Below are 20,869 nucleotides of genomic sequence, written 5' to 3' on the forward strand. Positions count from 1 at the left end.
AGGTGAAAGACCTTAGTTTTTCACCATCGGAAGGTTGATGTTCACCGACTGCCCGCTGATCCGCACGATGTAGGAGCCCATGGGCAGGCTTGGGGCAAGCGGATGTTCCTGCCCGCCGCTGAGCTGCGTATGGTACACGCGGCGGCCGGCCAGATCCAGCACATCCACCTGGTAGGAGCCCGTGGGCAGGGCCTGCAGGTCCAGCGTGAAGCGTCCCTGGTGCGGGTTAGGATACAGCGTAGCCGAGCCCTGCGCCCGCTCAAAGCGGACAGTACGCACCATTGAGTAGGTGCCGGGACCATCCAGATCCACTTGGCGCAGGCGGTAGTACACCATTTTGCTGGTCCGGCGGCCGGCCCCGGCATCGAGGAAGCGGTACGTGGAGGCTGCCGAAGTGGTGCCTTTACCCTGCACGGATCCTACTTGCTCAAAGTCAACGCCATTGAGACTCCGCTCCACCTCAAACCGGTCGTTGTTCAACTCCTGCGCCGTAGCCCAAGTGAGTACGGCATCCTGGCCGGCAGCTTTGGCCGCGAAGCTGATGAGGGTGACGGGCAGGGGGCGGCTGATGGTCACATCTTCATTAGAAGAGCTGGAAGCAGAGTAGTTGCTGCCGCCGGCCGCGCCCAGGCTGCCATCGGTAGTGCCGGCGTAGTTGCCGCCGGGAGTTACCACAGCTGCTGCCGTGGTGCGGAAAGGATCGGCGTACGTTACCGTAGCATTGGCCTGGTAAGCAAAGTTATCCTGAGCCGAGGCAGCCAGGGTAGCCCGGAATGTAATGGTGAGCGTAGCTCCGCCCGGAATGATGAGGTTGCCGAATTCGGCCTGGCTCACGTTGTTGTTCGGTAAAGTTACTCCGGTTACCGAAGTGGTGGTGCCGTTGGCGTCACGTAGGGTGATGACGGGCGTGAAGCCCCCATCGTAGCGAATAATGTTGTTAGCCAATGCGGCTAGTACATTCACCCCGGTAGCTTGTCCTCCCGTATTGGAAACCGTGATGGTAAATGTAGCCGGCTGCACGCTGCTGCCTGCACCACCCATGCGCTGCACATTAGGAGTGGAAGTAGCCATAGCTACCGACAAAGAAGGCAGACACGGCCCTGATCCGCCAATAATAGTGGAGCCAGCATCGGTAACATTGAGTACAGGAACACCATTGGCGCCAGCAGTGGCACCGAAGGCCGTGGTAGCAGTACCGGTGTTGCCGCGGGCTCCGCCGGTATTTACCTCGGTGCCCAGGTCACTGTTGCTGAAGATAAAGCCGCCGCCGCCGCCGCCACCAGGCCCATACGTAGCCGAGGAGCCGGTAAGGGCGTTGCCGCCGATGCCTCCCGTAGCCGTGAGCGTCATGTTCGCCGTACCGCCGGTGTTGGTTGCCAGCAATACTACTGTGCCGCCTGCGCCGCCGCCGCCGCCGCCGTTGGTGTAGGAGGTAGTGAGGCCGGCAGTGGGGGCGTTGCCGCCATTGGCCCGCAACTCGCCGGTGCCACTGAGGTAGCCCGTGCGCAGTACCACAATGCCGCCGCCGTTGCCGCCGCTACTTTGAGTACCAGCCTCTTCCGTGGAGCCGGCACCACCGCCGCCACCCAAAAACCAGCGTCCTAGACTTCCTGCAAAACCGGCCCCGCCCGCCGCGCGAATAGTGTTATCGGCCGAGCCGTTGTTGCGTCCGCCCATGCCACCAGCTGCATCGTTGCTTCCGCCACCACCACCGGCCCCACCGGTGTTGGCGGTGGTAGACATGAGGTCGGCAGCACCGCCCCCGGCGTTGCCGGGAGCTCCGCGGCCAACACTGCCCGTGCGGTAGCCTTCCACGCCCGTATCCACCACCGCGGTGCCGTTAAATACAAACCGTGGAGTGCCGGCCCGGCCTTCGCCCTTAGAACCGTGTGCTCCGGCGGTACTTGTACTGGCCACGTTACGGAAGTCGGCATCGGCATAGCTGGCGTTACCGGTGTATTGACGAGCCCCGCCTCCCCGAAATCCTTTGCCACTCATATCCAGTCGGCTGCCCGTACCGGTAAATGTGGTTTGCCCTGCCACATCAAGTACCAGCACTCCTCCGGCTTCGCCGTTCCAGGCCGTACCCGTTACTGCGCCCGTTACCATCAGCGACGAATACTGAGGTACTCTCACTACCTGAAAGCGCCGTTGTCCGGTGGGGTTGGATGCATCATTGTAATCAACCCGTTGGTACACCCTGCCCAGTGCTTTGGCCAGTGTGAGCGTACCACCTGAAAGCGGTACCGAGTTGGTGGCAATGGCGTACTCATAATAACCGGCTGTAAACGTAGCACCGCCCAGATTACCATTGCCTCCGCCCGCCGTACCGTTGCCATACGTATCGGCGTTGTCAGTATTGAGGTCGGCTCCCTGAGTTTGGAGAATCATCACTAGGTCGCCGACGCTGATAGGCGTAGTGCCTCCTACAGCCGCGCCCAGCGTCAGGCTTGTGGCATTGGTTACGGTGGTAGCCCCGCCTGGGAAATAGGTGTTGGGCGTTGAACTGCTGGTTAAAGCACCCGGTCCGTCTTTGCCCGGAGTTGCGCAGGCCGTAGCGGCATTCGTTACGCCCTCCACCACTGTTGTGATGGTGGCGGTGTTGTTGCTGATAACCGGATCAGGGGTAGCGGAACTCACGCCGGTAGTAGCCGTAACGGAGCCCGAAGCCGGGCTGGTAAAGCGAACTGTGTTTACCACGGCCGTTGCGCCGCTGGCCAGGCTGGCCGTAGTAGCAAACGTGACCAGCCCGCTACTGGCGTTATAGCTGCCGCTGGATACCACTACTCCCGTGAGGCCGGTGGGCAGTTGCACAGTGGGTACCACATTGGTGGCAGTTTCAGTGCCCAGGTTGCTGGTATTAATGGTATAGGTAATCTGGGCCCCAGGACTGGCGGAAGTAGGACCACTGATGCTGGAAATCAAATCAGCCCCCTTCACGATGATAGTGATGTTTGCCGGGCTTGATCGGTCGCCCAGTACAGATGCTACCGTGTAGGGAATAGTAACTACCCCGGCGAAAGTTGCAACCGGAGTAAACGAAACAACCCCATTGCTGCCCATCGTGAACGTGCCTTGCCCGGCCACGGTAAAGGTGTTGTCAATTGCAGGAGTACTGGGGTCGAGGTCAACCGAGGTGGCATCAAGGTTACTGCCCTGGGCTACGTCGTTGCTGAGAATGTTGAGCGAAACCGGAACGTTGAATACAGTGCCCGCCACGTCATCATTGGCAAAAGGTGCTTTCACGATGGCCAGGTTGCGGATTTCGTGGAAGTTATTGCTGCCGCCCGTGGAGCCGGCAAAGCCGATGCGCAGGTTGGGTGGAGGAGTGGAGATGGTGACGCGGTTGACGGCCGTGGTAACGGCATTACCGTGCTGAATGCGCACCGTAATCTGATACGTGCCGTTGGCTTGCGGAATTACATCAATGTAGGCTCTGCGAAAGTCGGCGCTGCCCTGCTGGGCCCGCGCCGTTGGTACATCGAGGCTGAAGGGCAAGGTGCCACTGCCCGCCAGATACGGATAATCCGTGTTGCTCTGGCCATTGCCCGGCCCGCGCAACGAAACTGCATCGGGGCGGGAGCCCGGACCGCCCACGCGGCCCTCAGATGGGTTGGCAAAGTTGCCAAACTCATCTATACCAATGCCCACGTAGCCATTGGGCACCCCGTTGCTGATAGGGTCCACGGTTTTCTGGGCGTAACCCAATGAGCCGCCGGAGGCTCCGCTGGTAAACGCCGCGGCCGAGGTTTTGTCGGCATCAATCAGGAATACCGAAAATCCGTCGGCTCCGTTGCCCCCGTAGGAGAAAAACTCAAACGAGATACTGAAGCCCGAAGGTGCCGGAAACGAGGCGTTGTCGATAGCAAATCCAGCCTGGTTGCCGGCGTTGTCAGTGAGGCGCAGGTAGCCGGAACCGTTGGCATCTACCCCGCTGGCGGCCGTCAGTACGGCACTGTTGGGGTTGCCTCCCAACCGGAAGCCCGAGCCGGAAGTGGCCGTGTTCTTAAACGACTCAACTCGGGGAAACTGCGCCAACGCAGCAGTAGAGCAGGCCAAAATGACGCCCCAACTGGTAAATAGCCGGCGCAAAGACCGGCTACGTTGTCGGGTTGAGCATGAAGAGAGAAAAGTTGTTGACATAGCGTTTGGTAGAGAATGGTGAAGCAGAAGGACGAGTGCAGCAAAGGCTGCATGATGAGCCATTCGTAAAGACGGCTTACTGCAATGATATAGAACATTTCAAATAAATTGCATCTATCTTATAGAAATTACATATTCTATATAAATAGTAAAATAGTTATTATTCTAAGCTCAGCAGTTTTTTAAACAGAAAGAGTAGAAATGAGTAATAGCTTGATTAACAAACTGTAGTTTGTGGTTAAGTGACCACTTTAGTCTTGTTTATATTGTTCTGGTATTGGATAGGATAATTCGATTCACCTACTATGTTATTTTAAGGAATAATTAATAAATTGTAATAATTAAAGGTTGGTACATTGATCGGAATCCGATTGTGATTTTTTTAAGGAAGCCGTGAAGAAGAGAATGAGCCCAGTGGCGGGTCCGGCACCGACTATCAGCAGTCGGTGCCGGACCCGCCACTGGGCTCATGGAAAAGTGGCTTTCTCGCTGGTTCAGTTGAAAAAGTGTTAGGCTGACTATTGGCTATCCGGCAGCAGACAAGCGGTACTATTCCCGCTCAAATGGGTTGGCCGGCACAACCAGCAGTACTTTTTCGCGCTCCACAACAACCTGCCCGGGCTGCGCCCCCTTGGGTTTGCGCACAAACTTCTTGGGCGTGTAGGTAACGGGGCACAACGAGTCATTCTGACGGCGGGAATACCAAGCAGCCAGTTGCGCCGCCCGTTCCAGTACCGGCGCCGGCACGGCCTGGCCTGCCCGCTGCAGGATAACCACGTGCGAGCCGCTTACGTCCTTGGCGTGCAGCCACAGGTCGTCCTTGTGGGCGTAGCGTTGGGTAAGCAGGTCATTGTTCTGGGCATTGCGACCCACCAGAATGGTGAAGCCGCTATCCTCAAACACTTTAAACGGCAGCTCCTGGGTGGCGGCTTTGGCCGTGCTGGCCGGGTCGAGGCCGTGCTGTTTGCGCCACTGCCGCAACGGGCGTAGCTCCCCGGTGGGCAATGCGGCCAACTCCTCCAGCTGCTCCAGGGCTGTCAGAGCTTCCGTTTCGCGTCGCTGAGCCCGGGCGCTGAGCTCCTGGGTTTCGCGCTGTTGGTTTTTGGCCTTGCGGTACAGGTTCTGCGCCGTGCGCTGGGGCGTTTCGGTAGGCTTGAGCTTGATGACGCGCGGCAGATTATCCTGATAGAAATCCACTACTTCTACCTGCGTGGCTCCGGCCGGAATCTGGCTGAGGTGGGCCATTATCAGGTCGGCGGTCTGGCGGTAGCCCACCGTGTTTTCCAACGCGTGCAGGCGGCGGCGCACGTGCTGGGCGGCGGTGGCAGCCTCGTCGGCGCGCCTTTCCAGCAACTGTTGCACCTGCCGCATTTCCTGCTCGTAGGCGTGGCGGTTAAGTAGCAGGGGCACAAAGCGGCGCAGGGCCCCGATGGGGTCCTCAATCGGCAACGTCAATTCCACGTCTCCCACCGGCAGCAGGCTCAGACGGGTGCGCCCGCCCAGCCGGACGATGTACAGCGCTTCAGGGTGCTCCAGCTGCTGCACAACTTCCCGCACCAGCTGCTGCTTGGTCTCCAGTGGAGCCGGGTCGTAGCCCTGTGGACGCAGGTAGGCTACCGGCAAGTCGCCGAGGCTTGGGTAGGCTTTCAAAGGATTTGCGGGCTGAGACTCAGGCTCCGGTGGGGAGGCCGGAACCAGGTCCGCATCAGCTGTGTAGCGCTGGTGAAAGAGCTGAGCCGGCGCCTCAGGATGGGACCGGAACACAGCGTTTGGCCGGGTGCTGTACAGCTTCAGCAGCAGCGTGGCCCCACTCCGAAACGTGAAGTGCAATACCCGGTCCTGGGGCCAGGCTTCCACGGTGGCCACTTCCCGTCCCAGCAGCTCCGGCAGCAAATCAACGGAGTTCTGCCGGGCCCGATGGAAGGATTCCGGCAGGGCTAGTAGCGTGCCGGCCGCCGCCAGCGTGATTTTCAGCCAGAATTCTGCTGTGCCGTTCGTCAGCCCAATCACTAGCTCATCCTTCTCCTGCGAAAAGCACGTGACTACCCGGTACCCCTGCAGCTGCCGGGTCAGGGCCGGGGCCAGTTGGCGCAGGAAGTAATAGTTGGTGTGCATGCGAGGAGGGTATGATCAGAGGCGAAAGTGTAGTGGGATAGTCAAACTATCCTGGGTTGCGGCCGCTTCGAAACGCAACGTCTTGATAGCTCGCCGCCCTTCATCTGCTAGTAATGCAATAGACTCCGGCGAATATGCCCGCTCCTCGTCACCGGTCTGTTTTTGCAGCGTTACGGAGCCTACAGTACCATCCGGCCGAACCACAGCTAGAAAAAAGAAGGAGATTATAATTCCTTCGTCGGCGTGCGTTGTGTAGTCTTTGTGGCGTAAGAAAGCGTCGGGCAGCCCGGTGCGCCGCATGAGCAATGCTACGAGAGTTTGTGCTTGCTGAGCTGAGGCTGAATCGGGCTTGAGCCAGAAACGGGCAACAGGCGGAACAACTTTGGTGGGGCCGTAGGGTGAGGTAGCCTGACGACCAACGACAAGTGGCATACCTGGTGCGGTACTTATTCCTGTTCCTGCCTTCTGCGCCCACACTGGCAAGGCTATACTACTCAGAATGCCAGCTATATATGGAACGAGGCGCATTTCTGAAATAGACAGTGCCCGTTGCATCAAATACTCACCCGCAGCCCGTCGTACGCCAGCCGGATAAAATCCGGCAACGTAGCTTCTACCTCACGGTGGCGGCCCAGCTGGTGGCTGATGTGGGTGAGATACGCCCGGCGCGGCGCCAGGTCTTCCAGGATATCCACGGCTTCCTGCAGGGTGAAGTGCGAAATGTGCTGCTCATGGCGCAGGGCATTCAGCACAATTACCTCCGAGCCGCGCATGCGTTCCAGGGCCTCCGGCGAAAGGTGGTTGGCATCCGTCACGTAGGTGAAATTACCCACCCGGAAGCCCAACACAGGCAGCTTGTAGTGGAGTGCCCGGATGGGCTGAAACTCCACGCCCTCCACCCAAAAGCTGTCGATTTCGTTGAGGATGGGATGCAACTGTACCTGCGGAATACCGGGATACTTATGCTCCGAGAAGATGTAGGCGTACTCCCGTTTCAACTGCTCCAGCACCCGAGGCTCGGCGTGCAGGGGCATATCCTGCTGCTGCCGGAAGTTGTAGGCCCGGATATCGTCGAGGCCGCCGGTATGGTCCTTGTGCTCATGGGTGAATACCAGCGCATCAAGGTGGTTGATGTGCTCCCGCAAGGCCTGCTGCCGAAAATCGGGGCCCGAGTCGATGATAATGCTCTTGCCCTGCACCTGCAGGTGCACCGATACCCGCAGCCGCTTGTCACGGTAGTCTACGGAACGGCACACGGCACAGGAGCAGCCAATAATAGGCACCCCCTGCGACGTGCCGGTACCCAGGAAGGTGATGTCCATTTTAAGGAGTTAGAAGTCAGGAGCCAGGAGTTATAAGTCAGGAGATATCCTGTGCAGGTAACTGCTCCTACACGGTATATTTCCTGGCTTCTAACTCTTGGCTCCCTTATACTACCCTACATATTGTTTTACCACGCGCACCAAGGCATCAAAATCCAGGGGTTTGGGCAGATAATCGGTTACGCCGGCTTCGCGGAACTGCTCCATGGAGTAGTTGTTGGCATTACCGGTAATGGCGATAACCGGAATCTTGGCGATGCGCGGGTCGGCGTTGCGGCGAATTTCGCGGGTACATTCCATGCCATCCTTCACCGGAATATTGATGTCCATCAACACGCAGTCGATGGGCTGGGTTTCGATCTGCTTGATGACTTCGCCGCCGTTTTTGGCCGACACAATGCGGTATTTCTGAAGTTCCAGGATTTTCTTGGTCAGGTTCAGAATAACGGAGCTGTCCTCAGCAATCAGAATCGTTTTAGAGTCGGCCATGGGGAGGGAGATATAGGGAGAGTTCGTGAGGGTTGTGGGGAGAAAAGGGTGGTAAGGGGCTAATCAGGTAATCGGGAATGATTTAGGGAGCCTGGGTAAGCGTGGGGTATGCTGCTCTAAATTGTGCAAAAAAACCCAGTAATTGTTGAAATTCTTCCGTTACACTTTCCGTACGGCCGTTTTTCAACTCATGTTCCAGTTGTTTGGCACTTTCCGCCATATCCCGAATGCCCAGCGTAAACCCAGTACCTTTTAACTGGTGCAAATGTGGTAAAATCTGCTCGTACTGCCCAGCGGCTACTAACTCGGCCGCTTCACTGAGCACTTGCTCAGCTTCCTGTTCGAAATCGGCATATAGCTGCGCGGCAAACTCGCCCCCCCCCAGCTGGCGTAGCTGCTCCACTATGTCCAGGTCGATGCAATCGGCCAATTCCGGGAGGGCTTCTGGTTCGGGTGCGGCCACGCTGGCAGCCGTTTTCAGCGAGTCGGCCAGGGGCGGACCATCCGTCCAGCGCCGCAGCACCGCATACAGGTCCTGGCTCTTCACGGGCTTGGAAACGTAGTCGTCCATGCCCTGCTGCACAAACCGCTCGGCATCCTCCTTCATGGAGTAAGCCGTCATGGCCACGATGGGCGGGCAGGCCGCTCCCAGCCGCTGGCGGATTTCCCGCATGGCCGTTACGCCGTCCATCTCCGGCATCTGGATGTCCATGAAAATCAAGTTGTAGCGTGCGGTAGGAGCAGTTGCCCGGCTGATGGCTTCGAACCCATCGGAGGCCACCACAATGTCGCAGCCCAGCTTATCGAGCAGGCGTGTAGCCACCTTCTGGTTGATGGGATTGTCATCCACAAGCAGCACGCGCGGGGCTGTTTCGAAACGCACTACTTCCTGTGGACGCTCCCGGGCCAGTAGCCGCTCCTGCACAATTTCCTCCTCGTTCAGGGCTACCCGGCAGCGCATGGTAAACCAAAAGGTGGAGCCTTCGCCCACGTTGGAGTACACCCCGATTTCGCCACCCAGCAGCTCGGCCAGCTGCTTGCTGATAGCCAGTCCTAGCCCGGTCCCGCCAAAGGCTTTGGTAGGGGTAGTGTCGAGCTGAGTGAAGTTGGTGAAGAGCAATTTTTCGTTATCCTCGGAGATGCCAATGCCAGAATCTTGTACGGCAAACCGCAGCACATGCTCTTCTCCGTCGGTAACGGTTGAGGATACTATGATGCTCACCGTGCCCTCGGCGGTAAACTTGATGGCGTTGGAGGTGAGGTTGCTCAACACCTGCAGCAGACGGGTTTCATCGGTGATGATGAAGCGGGGCGTGTGCGGGGCAATGTGGTAGGTGAAGGTGAGATGCTTCTGATTGGCGCGGTTGGCAAACAGCGAATGAATCTTGTCCAGGGTATAGTGCAGGTCGATGCCAGACTCGTTGAGCTGGAGCTTGCCCGCCTGAATCTTGGACAGGTCGAGGATGTCGTTGAGAATGGCCATCAGCGCATCCGACGACTTGCGCAGCGTGTCCACGTACTCTTCCTGCTCCTCCGAGGCCACCGTCTGGTGCAGCAGGTCAATCATGCCGATGATGCCGTTCATGGGCGTACGCAGCTCGTGGCTCATGTTGGCCAGGAACAGGGTTTTGGCCTCCAGGGCCAGCTCCGCCGCTTCTTTGGCCCGGCGCAAGTCGTCCTGCATCTGTTTCAGGCCGGTAATGTCGCGGGCAATGCCTTCGGTGCCACTGCCGGCGTCGTCGGTTACGCGGCGGGCATTTACCAGCACGCTCACCGAGTGGCCATCCTTATGGCGCATGGCAATTTCAAAGTTGCGGGCCTCGCCGTGCGTGCGTACTTCCTCCAGCAGCGTCGCTCGCTCCAATGGGTACAGGTAGTAGTCGCCGATGTAGTTGCCCAGTGCCTCTTCGGGGGTGTAGCCCAGCATATCGTACACGGAAGGGCTGAGCAGCGTAATCATGCCACGCCCGTCGGTGCGGTAGTACACATCCTGGAACGACTCGAAAATGGCCCGGAATTTCTCCTCCTGAGCGGCCAGTTCCAGCTGGCTGCGCTTTTTGTCGGTGATGTCGTGGGCAATGCCCGAAATTTCCTCGAAGGAGCCGTCGTCGAGGTAAATGGGGTTAAGGTAGATTTCGCGCCAAGTATCCAGGCCCCGGGCGTCGCGCAGGCGTACCTCAAACCGCTGCGGGTTACCCTGGAAAGCCTTGCGGTAGTTATCGATGAAGGCTTCGCGGGCGTCTTCCTCCATTAATGCCACATCGGCCTGCCACAGGTTCACGTTCAGGGCCGGGTACACGCCGTTGCGGCGCAGGAAGTAGGCGGCGTAGTTGCGGTTGAAGGACGACAGGCGGGAGTGCGTGTCCACAGACCACATCAGGTGGGAGCCGCTTTCAAAAATGGCGTTCAGACGGGCGTTTTGCTTCTGAATCTGCACCTCATTGCGTTTGCGCTCAATGGCCAGGGCTACCTGGTTGGAAATGAAGTGCAGAATCTCAATATCGGTGGGGGCGTAAGCATCGGCCTTCTGGTAGTCCTGCACCGCAATAACCCCGATAATCCGCTCCCCGATGCTCAGGGGCGAGCAGAGCATTACCTCCGGCATAAGCCCGTAGGCCGTGATGGTGCCGTTGCTGATGAGTTCCTGCAGCTCATCCCGCAACAGGTACTGCGGCCGGCCCGTGCGGATGATGTACTCCGAGACCCCCGAGGAAAACGGCCGGGCCATCATGCTCTGGTCGCCCTGGGCATTCTGATCCACGAAGTAGGCAAACTGCAGCTGAGTGCGGGCCTCGTCGCAGAGAGCAATGTAGAAGTTGTTGGTTTCGATAATCTTGCTCAGCTCCCGGTGAATGGCGCCGTAGAGGGAGTGCAAATCCTTGGAGCTGATGGCCAGGTTGGCAATACTGTAGTACACCTTCTGCAGCCGCTCCGCCTTGATACGGTCCGTAATATCGTGCAGAATGGCGCGGGTGCTGACCGGCTCGTTGTCCTGCCAGGAGCAGCTGATGGAGCCGATGAGGTGCACCGGCTTGCCCGATTTGGTCAGAAACACCGTTTCCAGCTTGTTCACCTTCTCGCCCTTGTACAGGTTGCGCAGCTGATAGAGCAGCTTGGCTTTATAATAAGGGTGCACCACATCCGAAAGGGTGAGGTGGGGCAGGTCGGCGTCGTCGTAGCCCAGCTTCTCCTTCCAGGCCTTATTCACGAACAGGAACCGGTTGTCGATGCTCAGATTCTGAATCAGGTCGTGGGCGTTGTCGAGAAAGTCCTGGAGGCGGTTGCGGTTGTCGGTGAGGGCGCGCACGGCCACCTGCTTATCCGTAATATCACGGCCCACGAACAGGATACCGTTGATCTGGCCCTGGTCGTCGCGCTCGAACTCGGAGTGCCAGAAGAAGGTTCGGCCCTGGCCGGAAATGGTGAGCAGGGAGCGTTCAAAAAAATCCTGCAGCTGCTCTTCTTCAATAGCCCGCTGAAAGGCAAAGCGCCGCGGAGCCTGCTCAGTGGCCGGCGCAAACAGACTGAAATATTCGCGGCCGATGAGGGTGGCGGCCGGCCGGCCCGTTACCTCGCAGAAATATTCGTTGACATCTTGAATGCGGGCCTCTTTGTCCAGGAGCAGATAACACATGCCGGCCCGGCTGAGCACATCCCGGAACTGTCCGCGCGAGAAATGACTAAGCGGAGCCGCCGCCGTTGCAGATGGTGCGCTGGTTGGGCCCGCCTGCACGTAGGGCGCAATATCGCGCAGCGTCAGCAGCACCAAGGGGTTCTCGCCGTTGCTGATGCGGCTCAGCGCCGCCCAGGCTTCCAGCCCGAGGCCGTCGGAGCGGTGCCCGCTCCACCGAAACGACTGCCGCTCTCCGCTGCGGACGCAGGCAATAATCTGTTCCCGTAGTTGCAGTTCCGAGGTAAGCTGGATAGGGGAGGCCGGCTCGGGCACCAGGGAAAAAGCCATCAGGCCAGTACCCAGCAGCATGGGCCGCGTAGTGTGCAGATAAGCAACTATCCGCTGGTTGCAGTCGAGCAGGGTGCCGGTGGCATCGTACAGTAGCAGTCCGTCGAAGGATTCCTCGAACAGGGCGCGGTATAACTCCGGGGCCAGGCTGGAACCGGGCGTGGGGGCAACGGCGGAGGTGTTGGGAAGGATGGACATAGATATGGCAGATGCGCGGCAGAATCTGGCCCGGCAGAAGCCGACACCGGTTGAAGTTCTTAAATTTGCGACAATTCCTGAAAATACCGCCGGCTCTGGGTAGCCTGGTTAGCTGCTCTCCGTGCCTACTCGACTGGTTTTCACTGTTACTACCGATCTGAACTACGACCAGCGGATGCAGCGCATCTGCGGCTCGCTGGCCCGGGCCGGTTATGAGGTGCTGCTGGTGGGGCGGCAGTGGCCCGCTTCCCGGCCGCTCATGCCCCAGCCGTACCGGCAGCACCGGCTCCGTTGCCGGTTCACGCGGGGCAAGCTGTTTTACCTGGAATTCAACGTGCGCCTGCTGCTGTTTCTGCTGGGCCAGCGCGCCGCCGCCTGGTGCGCCATCGACCTGGATACGGCCCTGCCCGTGTGGCTGCGGGCCCGGCTGGGCGGCCAGCCCTTCGTGTACGATGCCCACGAGCTGTTCACGGAAGTGCCGGAGGTAGTGGCCCGGCCCCGGGTGCAGCGCCTCTGGCGAATGATTGAAGATTTCATTGTGCCCCGGGCTAGTCTAGCGTACACCGTGGGGCCCGCGTTGGCGCGGGTATTTGAGCAGCGGCACGGCCGGCCGTTTGCGGTAGTGCGCAACATCAGCTGCCTGGAAGAACCCGTTGCTCCGCCCGTAGCGGAACCGGCCGCGGCAGACATCATTCTGTATCAGGGGGCGCTCAACGCGGGCCGGGGTTTGGAGCCGCTGCTGGAAGCCATGCCGCAGATAAACGGCCGCCTCATTATCTGCGGGGAAGGCGATTTGTCGGCCGAGCTGCGCGCCCGGGCTGCCCGGTTGGGGCTGGTGCAGAGCGGGCGGGTGGAGTTTCGGGGGTATGTGCTGCCCGCCGAGCTACGGGTGCTTACCCGGCAGGCCACGGTAGGAGTGATGCTGCTCGAAAATCAGGGGCTGAGCTACTATTACTCCCTGGCCAATAAATTCTTTGATTACCTGCACGCCGGAGTACCCCAGGTGGTTATCGACTTTCCTGAGTACCGCGCCCTGAACGAGCAGTACCACGTGGCCGATTTGATACCCGACCTGCAGCCCGCTACCCTGGCCGCGGCCCTCAACCGCCTGCTGCCGGGTGGCGACGCGGCGCATTACCGCACTCTGGCTGAGAATTGCCGCCGGGCGCGGCCGGAATTGAGTTGGCAGCACGAGGAGCAGCACCTGCTACAACTATACGCCCAACTACTTCCTTCATCCTCTACTTCTGCCTTATGAATCTGCTGCCTGAATTAGCTGCCGCCACCGAGCCCACCCTACTGGTTATCAGCGGGCCTACGGCCGTGGGCAAAACGGCCCTGTGCGTACAGCTGGCCCGGCAGCTGGGTACGGAAATCGTATCGGCCGACTCCCGGCAGTTTTTCCGGGAGCTGAGCATTGGTACGGCCAAGCCCACACCGGAGGAAATGCAGGGCGTGCCGCACCACTTTATCAACTCGCACAGCATAACGGAGGAGTACAACGCCGGCCGCTTCGAGCAGGAGGCCCTGGCCTTGTTGCAGGAACTGTTTCAGCGCCACCGGGTGGTTATTCTCACGGGCGGCTCCGGGCTGTACCTGCAGGCCGTGACGGAAGGCTTCGATGCCCTGCCAGCCGTGGACCCTGCCGTGCGTCAGCAAATCAAGGCCGAGCTGGAGGCCGGGGGCCTGGAGCCGCTGGTAGCGGAACTGGCCCGCCTCGACCCGGTAACGCACGCCCGTATCGACCGGCAAAACCACCAGCGGGTGGTGCGGGCCCTGGAAATAAGCCGGGGCACGGGCCGGCCGTTCAGTTCCTTTCACGGCCAAACCGCTGCCGAACGGCCTTTCCGCACCGTCAAAATTGCCCTCAACCGGAGCCGGGAAGAACTGTATGAGCGCATCGACCAGCGCATGGACCAGATGCTGGCGGAAGGTTTAGAAGCGGAAGCCCGCGCCCTGTACCCGTACCGCCACCACAACGCCCTCCAGACGGTAGGCTACAAGGAGCTGTTCGATTACTTCGAGGGCCAGTACGATTACACCGAAGCCGTGCGCCTGCTCAAGCGCAACTCCCGGCACTATGCCAAGCGCCAGCTCACCTGGCTCCGCCGCGACGAGGAGTACCAGTGGCTACACCCCGAACAGCTTACCATACGTGGCTAAGCTGGAACTGCCCACCGGGTAAAATATTTGCCTGCGTATCATTCTGCAGGGCTACCCGGACACCCGCCCGCCACGTGCGTTCTTGATTTAATGCGCAATCCAGATAAGCAGAAGCTATATACCCGATGTGTAATCCTGCGTGATTGTCGGGTATATAGTAAAAGCTTTGCTGCTCATTGAACCCGGCCACTGAAAAGCTTTTCGTTTTGGCATAGCCCACAAATCCACCACCACCAATACCAAATTCCACTATCCTGTTGGCTCCGAACGGTAGCCAATGAAGCTCCTGCTCCAGATTCACTCCCCGGTAAGATTGTGGAATAGTGTAGCCTCCGCCAAAATTGTAGTGGTTGGAGCCGGTAATAACGGCTATGCGGGAGGCCAGGCGTGCGTGCCCGCCTAATTGGGGTGCGTATTCTAGATGCGCTTTGGTAATCTGGTAGTCCCCCGAGCCATTCAGGCTGTTGCCTACACCAAGTCGTATCAGGTTTTGCTTAGCGGCAGGAGCATCCTGGCCATACGCCGTGCTACCCATTACAATGCCTGCAATCAGAAGTGCATACTTGTTAATCATACTACAAGAAAATAAATGGTGAAAAGGGAACTAATTCTGATAAGCTGAAATACAAATTCCCTACCAGAAACTGAATTCTGATAGGGAATTGGTTAATATTTTGAAAATTCTGCAAAAAGCGGCTATACGCTCAGGATTTCCACCATCCGCATAAAGCTCTGGTTGATGAGCTTCTTCTTATGAATGGTATCGGTGAAGGGCGTGTACACCAGCTTGCGGTCCACGATGCCGGCCATTACGTTGCGCATGCCGTTGAGCAGGCCCTCTACGGCGGCAATGCCAATCTGCGAGGCCAGCATCCGGTCGGCGGCGGAAGGGGCCCCGCCGCGCTGAATGTGGCCAATGATGGTAACGCGGGTATCCAGCTCCGGAATGGCGGCCTTCACGCGCTGGGCTACGTGGTGGGCGTTGCCTTCTTCCTCACCTTCGGCCACTACCACCAGAAAGGAAGTTTTGGAGCGCTGCCAGCTGGTTTTGAGGTTGTCAATCACGGCTTCCGTGGACATCTGCGTCTCCGGAATCATCACAATTTCGGCCCCGCCGCCAATGGCGCACGGAATGGCAATGTAGCCCGAGTCGCGGCCCATTACCTCCACGAAGAAGCACCGGTCGTGGGAATCGGCCGTGTCGCGGATTTTGTCAATGGCTTCCAGGGCCGTATTCACGGCCGTATCGTAGCCAATGGTGTAATCGGTACCGTACAGGTCGTTGTCGATGGTGCCGGGGGCGCCCACCGTGGGAATGCCGAACTCCTGCTCGAACAGCATGGCTCCGGTGAAGGTACCGTTGCCGCCAATGGCCACCAGCCCGTCAATACCGTGGTTGACCAGCTGGTCGAAGGCCTGCTGCCGGCCTTCCTTGGTCATGAACTTCTGGGAGCGGGCCGATTTGAGGATGGTGCCGCCCTTCTGAATGGTGTTGGCGACGGAGGCCGAGTCCAGCTTCACAAACTCGCCCTTGATCATGCCGCTGTAGCCGCGCATGATACCATACACCTCAATACCGTGGTACACCGCCGTGCGGACAACTGCGCGGATGGCCGCGTTCATGCCGGGCGCGTCGCCCCCACTGGTGAAAACTGCAATACGTTTCATCTATTCTAAACTGCTCTTCAGTACGCAAACGAAAGTCCGGAAGAAGCCGGAACGGGCAAAGGTGGCAAATCCGGGGGGAAAGGTAAGCGCCTACTCCATGAAATATAAATTAACCCCGATAAATGACTGTTTTCGGGCCGCGTGCGTATGCGGATTATTGTAGAAACGCCCAGTTCTGAGTATCTTCCCTGCCTAGTGCCGCGGCCCCGAGCAGGGGCCGTACTGTTTTGCTCCCGTCTGCCCGTCAATTCCCACCATTCTCAACCTAGCTGCCCGTATGTTTGGTTTCTTTGAAAACGAGCAAACCCGTAAAGTAAAAAGCCACCTGATGAACCTGGTGGCCCTGGCCAAAGCCGATGGCCACATCGACGAGCGGGAAATGAGCTTTATTGCGGCCGTGGGTAAACGGGGGGGCCTGCGGGCCGATGAAGTGCGCTCCATTGTGGGCAACAGCAGCAACATCCACCTCATCATTCCCGACAACGACTCCGAGCGGTTCGACCAGCTTTTCGACCTGGTGGACATGATGCTGGCTGACGGCATCGTGGACGATACCGAAATCAGCTTCTGCGTGGATATGGCCGAAAAGCTGGGTTTCCGCAAAGAGGTAGTGAGCCGCCTTGTACGCCACATTTCCCAGTGCGTGAAGGACGGTATGGAGCGTGACCAGATCAAGGACGACGCTCTGGCGCTGTTGAAAGCCTGAATAGGCTGTGTCTGAAAACTCCAAAACAGTCATGCTGAGCTTGCCGAAGCATCTCTACCGCTTTGTCAGACGGTTCGTACGAAGCGGTAGAGATGCTTCGGCAAGCTCAGCATGACGTTCAGCGAGTCTCAAACGACTTTTCAGACATAGCATAAATAAAACCCTGTCATCCTGAGTAAAGCGAAGGACCTTGGTACGTTACTGCAACGTGCAAAGGTCCTTCGCTTTACTCAGGATGACAGATTTAAAACAGCGTCCCTTTTACTTCACAACCGAAGCAATTGCCCGCAGCAAACCCGCACAGGCGGCGTCAATCTGCTCCTCGGTGATGGTGAGGGGCGGGGCAATGCGCAGGGAGTTGTCGCAGAACAGGAACCAGTCGGTGAGGATATGCTCGTGCCAGAGGGCGTGGTCGATGATGGGCTTGAGCACTTCGAAGGAGTCGAATTCCACGGCCATCATCAGCCCACAGTTGCGCACCTCCCGGATGGCCGGGTGTACCAGCAACTCCCGGAAGCGCGCGGCTTTCCGGGCCACGCCCGCCAGCAGGTTGTCTTCCTGAATGACCTGCAGCGTGGCCAGCGCCGCCGCGCACGACACCGGGTGCCCGCCAAATGTGGTGCAGTGGCCCAGAATGGGGTCGGTTTTAAAGCCGGCCATAATGTGCTGGGGGGCAATGAAGGCCCCAATGGGCATACCTCCGCCCATGCCCTTGGCCGTGAGTAGAATATCGGGTTCGATGCCGAACTGCTCGAAAGCCCAAAACGTGCCCGTACGCCCAAACCCCGACTGAATTTCGTCCAGGATGAGCAAGGCGCCTACCTCGGTGCAGCGCTGGCGCAGGGCGGGCAGGTAGCCGGGATCCGGCAGCCGCACCCCGGCTTCGCCCGCTACGGTTTCAATGACCACGGCGGCCGTGTGCTCATCAATCATCTCTAAATCCTCGAAGTGGTTGCGGCGCAGGTGGTGCACATCGGGCAGCAGGGGCCGGAAGGCATTCTTGAATCCCTCGGAGCCGGTGATACTAAGGGCACCGTGGGTGGAGCCGTGGTAGGCGTTGAAGCAGCTCAGCAGCCTGGTGCGGCCGGTATAGCGCTTGGCCAGCTTCAGGGCTCCCTCCACGGCCTCGGTGCCGGAGTTGGTGAAGTACACGTTGTCGAGGTGGGCGGGCAGGGTGGCGGTGAGGGCCTGTGCCAGCCGGGCCGGCGGGGCCTGCACCACCTCGCCGTACACCATCAGGTGCAGGTATTTGTCTAGCTGGTCCTGAATGGCCTGCAGCACCCGGGGGTGGCGGTGGCCCACGTTGCTCACGCCAATGCCCGAAATAACGTCCAGGTAGGCCTGCCCGGCGGCATCGTACATGTACACGCCCTCGGCCCGCTCAATTTCCAGCAGCAGCGGAAAGTCGGAAGTCTGAGCCTGGTGACGGAGGAAAAGCTGGCGGGGAGTAAGCATACGCAGAGAATGGTTCGGCCGGCTTGAGTGCTCACTGAAGTGAGGCTCGGGAACCGGCAGCGGTACCTCAATAACAAAAACGGGCCGCAAAGGTACAGCTCCCGGCGCGCTTGCTGCCCCCAACAACAAAAAACGGCCGCCGAAGCAGCCGTCTTTTGTTGATTCAGGAAAAAGGAACTGTTAATCATCCAGTCCATCGGCGGGCACCGCCATACCGGGGCGGCCGGCCACGCGCTTGAGCACTTCTTTGGTAAACTGCCGCTCGGCAATGAAGAGCTTGCCCACCTGCCGCACGCTGATTACCCGCTGAAATCGGTCGAAGTACTCCTTTTCAAGCGTAATTTCCTGCTGACGCAGCGTAAAGGCCTGCGTGAGGTTGTCCTTGATCTGCTGGTCGCTGAGGGCATCCAGGGAAGCGGGCCGGAGCAGGCGCATGCGGCGGTTCAGGTCGCGGCGCTTGGCGGTGAATTCGTTGTACACCGGCCAGAACTTCTGGGCCTGGTCGGGGGTGAGGGAAATCTGCTCGGTGAGGTAGGCAATGCGGGCGTTTTCCAGTTGGCTCAGGCGTTCCTGGCGGCGCATGCCGCCCTGGGCATAGGCCGAAGTGAAGGGCAGCCAGGCCAGCAGGCCCAGCAGCAAGGCGGTTCGAAGCAGGTATTTCATGGGAGAGAAGGCGGAAGGGTAGGGCAACACGGTAGTTATAGGTAAGTTTCTTCGGAAGGCTGCCCATCCAGCACCTCCTGCAGCTCATCGGGCGAGGCGTGCAGGTACGTGTCGGTGGGGAGGTTTTGCGCGGCGGGCAGCTCGGCCAGGTCAGAAAGGGTAACGCGCTGTTCACTGGCCATCAGGTACTGCACCAGCTCCTCCCGGGGCACCTGGGCCAGGGAGGTAGAAGCCACGGGCTGAATGGTCGCCTCTGGGCTCAGCAGGAAAGAAGCCGCAAATCCCCCCAGCACCACCGCCGAGGCCAGGGCCGTCCGCAGCGGGGCCGACAAGGCCGAGAGCCAACCCCAGGTGGCAGCCGGGGCGGGGTTGGTTGCCTGCACGCGCTGCATCACGCGCATAGGCAGCTGCTCAAAATACCGGTCCGGGGGCGGAGCCAGCGGCGGCTGGGGCCGGCGGCGATGTTCATCCAGACGAAATGGCTTGTTCATATCGGTTAGAGGCCGCGGGGGCCGTCAGGTTTAATCAGTGATGGACTCGTCGTTGATGTATTGCTCGATTTTTTTGGCGGCGTGGTGGTAAGAGGCTTTCAGCGCCCCCACGCTGGTGCCGGTTACCTCGGCCATCTGCTCGTAGGGCATCTCGTCGTAGTAGCGCAGGTTGAACACCAGGCGCTGCTTGTCGGGCAGGCGCAGGATGGCTTTCTGCAGTTTCAGCTCCACCACGTCGCCGGCCAGGCTTTCATCGGCCTCAATTTTGGCAGTCAGCTCGGCCCCCACGTCGTTGAGGGGCAAGAAGAACTTGCGGCGCTTGCTGCTCAGGAAACTCAGGCACTCATTGGTGGCAATGCGGTAAATCCAGGTATACAGGGAGGCATCCTGCCGGAAGTTTTCGAGGTGGTTCCACACCTTGATGAACACGTCCTGGGTCAGGTCGTCGGCGTCGTCGTGGTCGATGACCATTTTGCGCACGTGCCAGTACACCTTGCTCTGGTACTTGCGCACGAGCTGGTTGAACGCCACGTTACGGGCGGCGGGGTCACGAAACCTGATGAGTATCTCCTGGTCTTCCAAGGCGCAGGCAGGGCGGGGTTAGAGCGGCGGTTGTGTGGGGTTAGAGGGGCCGGGCGGGCCAGGGTTTAACGCTGCGGCGGTAAAAATATCCGGCCGGATGGAAACACCAGATTATGAGCTAATAAAAGCGCCGGAGGATTCTCGCTTCGCCGACGAACGAAAAATATAGCAAAACCCTACTTTTACCCCCGTTCCACTACCCTCACGACCACCAGCTATGAGCAACATGATTCAGTTCGTCGCCAACCACGACGACCTCAGCACCGACAAAGGCTTCCAGTTCAAGTTTTACTGCGACAAGTGCCGTAACGGCCACATGTCGCGCTTCCTGCCCAACAAAATTGGTATTGCCGGTGAGCTGATGCGAGCCGCCGGCAGCCTGTTCGGCGGCTCGTTCTACGATGCCGGCACGGCGGCCTACCACGTGCAGCGCGCCATTGGGGGTAAGGCGCACGACGATGCTCTGGAAACGGCCGTGCAGGAGGGCAAAACCTACTTCAAGCAGTGCACCCGCTGCGGCCACTGGGTATGCCCCGATGTGTGCTGGAACCACACCGCAGGCCTGTGCGAAGACTGCGCCCCTGACGAGCACGAGGAACTGGCCGCCCAGCAGCGCCAGGCCGCCCGCGAGCAAATCCATACCAAAACCCGCGAGCAGGACTACACCCAGAACCTCGATTTTCTGGGTACGGCCTCCCTGGCACAATGCCCCAACTGCCAGAGCAAGCTGGCGGCCGGTCAGAAGTTCTGCCCCGGCTGCGGTACGGCTAGCGTCGCTGCTCAGCCCCGGGGCAAGTTCTGCGGCGACTGTGGCGCGGCGGTGAAGCCCGAGCAGAAGTTCTGCGCCGAGTGCGGGAGTAAGCAGTAGGCGGGACCTCAAATAAAATCGTCATTCCGAGCGAAGTTGAGGAAT

General features: G+C 59.3%; 15 protein-coding genes. 4 read left to right on the forward strand and 11 right to left on the reverse strand.

Annotated features, from left to right (window positions below; all coding sequences use genetic code 11):
- Positions 1–12 precede the first annotated feature (12 nt).
- From EI291_RS16405 to EI291_RS16425, 5 genes are all read right to left on the reverse strand, one after another.
- Entirely contained in the window at positions 13–4,038 is a 4,026-nt protein-coding gene (locus EI291_RS16405; RefSeq protein WP_170172688.1) for a T9SS type A sorting domain-containing protein, read from the reverse strand.
- Positions 4,039–4,692: 654 nt separating this feature from the next.
- Positions 4,693–6,258, reverse strand: a complete 1,566-nt coding sequence (locus EI291_RS16410; RefSeq protein WP_125422398.1) for an NFACT RNA binding domain-containing protein — start codon at positions 6,256–6,258, stop codon at positions 4,693–4,695.
- A gap of 554 nt (positions 6,259–6,812) precedes the next feature.
- On the reverse strand, positions 6,813–7,580 hold the full coding sequence (locus tag EI291_RS16415; protein ID WP_125422401.1) for an MBL fold metallo-hydrolase: 768 nt from the start codon (positions 7,578–7,580) through the stop codon (positions 6,813–6,815).
- A gap of 111 nt (positions 7,581–7,691) precedes the next feature.
- Positions 7,692–8,069 carry a response regulator gene (locus EI291_RS16420; RefSeq protein WP_125422403.1) on the reverse strand — a complete coding sequence of 126 codons (378 nt, stop codon included), beginning with the start codon at positions 8,067–8,069 and terminating at the stop codon, positions 7,692–7,694.
- A gap of 82 nt (positions 8,070–8,151) precedes the next feature.
- The gene (locus EI291_RS16425) at positions 8,152–12,228 is read right to left on the reverse strand and encodes a PAS domain S-box protein (protein WP_125422406.1); all 4,077 of its coding nucleotides are present in this window, start codon (positions 12,226–12,228) and stop codon (positions 8,152–8,154) included.
- A 121-nt stretch (positions 12,229–12,349) separates the two neighbouring features.
- Between EI291_RS16425 and EI291_RS16430 the strand changes: the two genes are divergently transcribed.
- The gene (locus tag EI291_RS16430) at positions 12,350–13,486 is read left to right on the forward strand and encodes a glycosyltransferase (RefSeq protein ID WP_125422408.1); all 1,137 of its coding nucleotides are present in this window, start codon (positions 12,350–12,352) and stop codon (positions 13,484–13,486) included.
- A complete protein-coding gene (miaA, locus tag EI291_RS16435; RefSeq protein WP_125422411.1) occupies positions 13,483–14,391 on the forward strand; it encodes a tRNA (adenosine(37)-N6)-dimethylallyltransferase MiaA in 909 nt (302 codons plus the stop codon). Before EI291_RS16430 ends, miaA begins: the two co-directional genes overlap by 4 nt.
- On the opposite strand, the gene EI291_RS16440 is transcribed toward miaA, so the two are convergent.
- Complete coding sequence (locus EI291_RS16440) at positions 14,375–14,965, reverse strand: hypothetical protein (protein WP_125422414.1); 591 nt, start codon at positions 14,963–14,965, stop codon at positions 14,375–14,377. The genes miaA and EI291_RS16440 overlap by 17 nt on opposite strands.
- A gap of 122 nt (positions 14,966–15,087) precedes the next feature.
- The gene (gene pfkA, locus EI291_RS16445; RefSeq protein WP_125422417.1) at positions 15,088–16,059 is read right to left on the reverse strand and encodes a 6-phosphofructokinase; all 972 of its coding nucleotides are present in this window, start codon (positions 16,057–16,059) and stop codon (positions 15,088–15,090) included.
- A 277-nt stretch (positions 16,060–16,336) separates the two neighbouring features.
- Here pfkA and EI291_RS16450 point away from each other — a divergent pair, with 277 nt between their 5' ends.
- Positions 16,337–16,765 (forward strand): tellurite resistance TerB family protein, encoded by a 429-nt coding sequence (locus EI291_RS16450; protein WP_125422420.1) that lies wholly within the window; start codon positions 16,337–16,339, stop codon positions 16,763–16,765.
- A 261-nt stretch (positions 16,766–17,026) separates the two neighbouring features.
- Here the strand turns inward: EI291_RS16450 and EI291_RS16455 are convergent, their stop codons facing one another.
- From EI291_RS16455 to EI291_RS16470, 4 genes are all read right to left on the reverse strand, one after another.
- On the reverse strand, positions 17,027–18,220 hold the full coding sequence (locus EI291_RS16455) for an aspartate aminotransferase family protein (protein ID WP_125422423.1): 1,194 nt from the start codon (positions 18,218–18,220) through the stop codon (positions 17,027–17,029).
- Positions 18,221–18,400: 180 nt separating this feature from the next.
- The gene (locus tag EI291_RS16460; protein WP_125422426.1) at positions 18,401–18,883 is read right to left on the reverse strand and encodes a hypothetical protein; all 483 of its coding nucleotides are present in this window, start codon (positions 18,881–18,883) and stop codon (positions 18,401–18,403) included.
- A gap of 35 nt (positions 18,884–18,918) precedes the next feature.
- The gene (locus EI291_RS16465; RefSeq protein WP_125422429.1) at positions 18,919–19,374 is read right to left on the reverse strand and encodes a hypothetical protein; all 456 of its coding nucleotides are present in this window, start codon (positions 19,372–19,374) and stop codon (positions 18,919–18,921) included.
- Positions 19,375–19,404: 30 nt separating this feature from the next.
- On the reverse strand, positions 19,405–19,956 hold the full coding sequence (locus tag EI291_RS16470; RefSeq protein WP_125422432.1) for an RNA polymerase sigma factor: 552 nt from the start codon (positions 19,954–19,956) through the stop codon (positions 19,405–19,407).
- A 217-nt stretch (positions 19,957–20,173) separates the two neighbouring features.
- Here EI291_RS16470 and EI291_RS16475 point away from each other — a divergent pair, with 217 nt between their 5' ends.
- Entirely contained in the window at positions 20,174–20,824 is a 651-nt protein-coding gene (locus tag EI291_RS16475) for a zinc ribbon domain-containing protein (protein WP_205701617.1), read from the forward strand.
- Positions 20,825–20,869: the final 45 nt, after the last annotated feature.

The sequence above is a fragment of the Hymenobacter rigui genome, from assembly GCF_003944715.1.
Classification (GTDB): domain Bacteria; phylum Bacteroidota; class Bacteroidia; order Cytophagales; family Hymenobacteraceae; genus Hymenobacter; species Hymenobacter rigui.

What these genes read in the sequence shown, in the direction of transcription:
- EI291_RS16410 (WP_125422398.1), bottom strand. Translation starts at nt 6,258, where the DNA reads ATGCACACCAACTATTACTTCCTGCGCCAACTGGCCCCGGCCCTGACC.
- EI291_RS16415 (WP_125422401.1), bottom strand. Translation starts at nt 7,580, where the DNA reads ATGGACATCACCTTCCTGGGTACCGGCACGTCGCAGGGGGTGCCTATT.
- EI291_RS16420 (WP_125422403.1), bottom strand. Translation starts at nt 8,069, where the DNA reads ATGGCCGACTCTAAAACGATTCTGATTGCTGAGGACAGCTCCGTTATT.
- EI291_RS16425 (WP_125422406.1), bottom strand. Translation starts at nt 12,228, where the DNA reads ATGTCCATCCTTCCCAACACCTCCGCCGTTGCCCCCACGCCCGGTTCC.
- miaA (WP_125422411.1), top strand. Translation starts at nt 13,483, where the DNA reads ATGAATCTGCTGCCTGAATTAGCTGCCGCCACCGAGCCCACCCTACTG.
- EI291_RS16440 (WP_125422414.1), bottom strand. Translation starts at nt 14,965, where the DNA reads ATGATTAACAAGTATGCACTTCTGATTGCAGGCATTGTAATGGGTAGC.
- pfkA (WP_125422417.1), bottom strand. Translation starts at nt 16,059, where the DNA reads ATGAAACGTATTGCAGTTTTCACCAGTGGGGGCGACGCGCCCGGCATG.
- EI291_RS16450 (WP_125422420.1), top strand. Translation starts at nt 16,337, where the DNA reads ATGTTTGGTTTCTTTGAAAACGAGCAAACCCGTAAAGTAAAAAGCCAC.
- EI291_RS16455 (WP_125422423.1), bottom strand. Translation starts at nt 18,220, where the DNA reads ATGCTTACTCCCCGCCAGCTTTTCCTCCGTCACCAGGCTCAGACTTCC.
- EI291_RS16460 (WP_125422426.1), bottom strand. Translation starts at nt 18,883, where the DNA reads ATGAAATACCTGCTTCGAACCGCCTTGCTGCTGGGCCTGCTGGCCTGG.
- EI291_RS16465 (WP_125422429.1), bottom strand. Translation starts at nt 19,374, where the DNA reads ATGAACAAGCCATTTCGTCTGGATGAACATCGCCGCCGGCCCCAGCCG.
- EI291_RS16475 (WP_205701617.1), top strand. Translation starts at nt 20,174, where the DNA reads ATGAGCAACATGATTCAGTTCGTCGCCAACCACGACGACCTCAGCACC.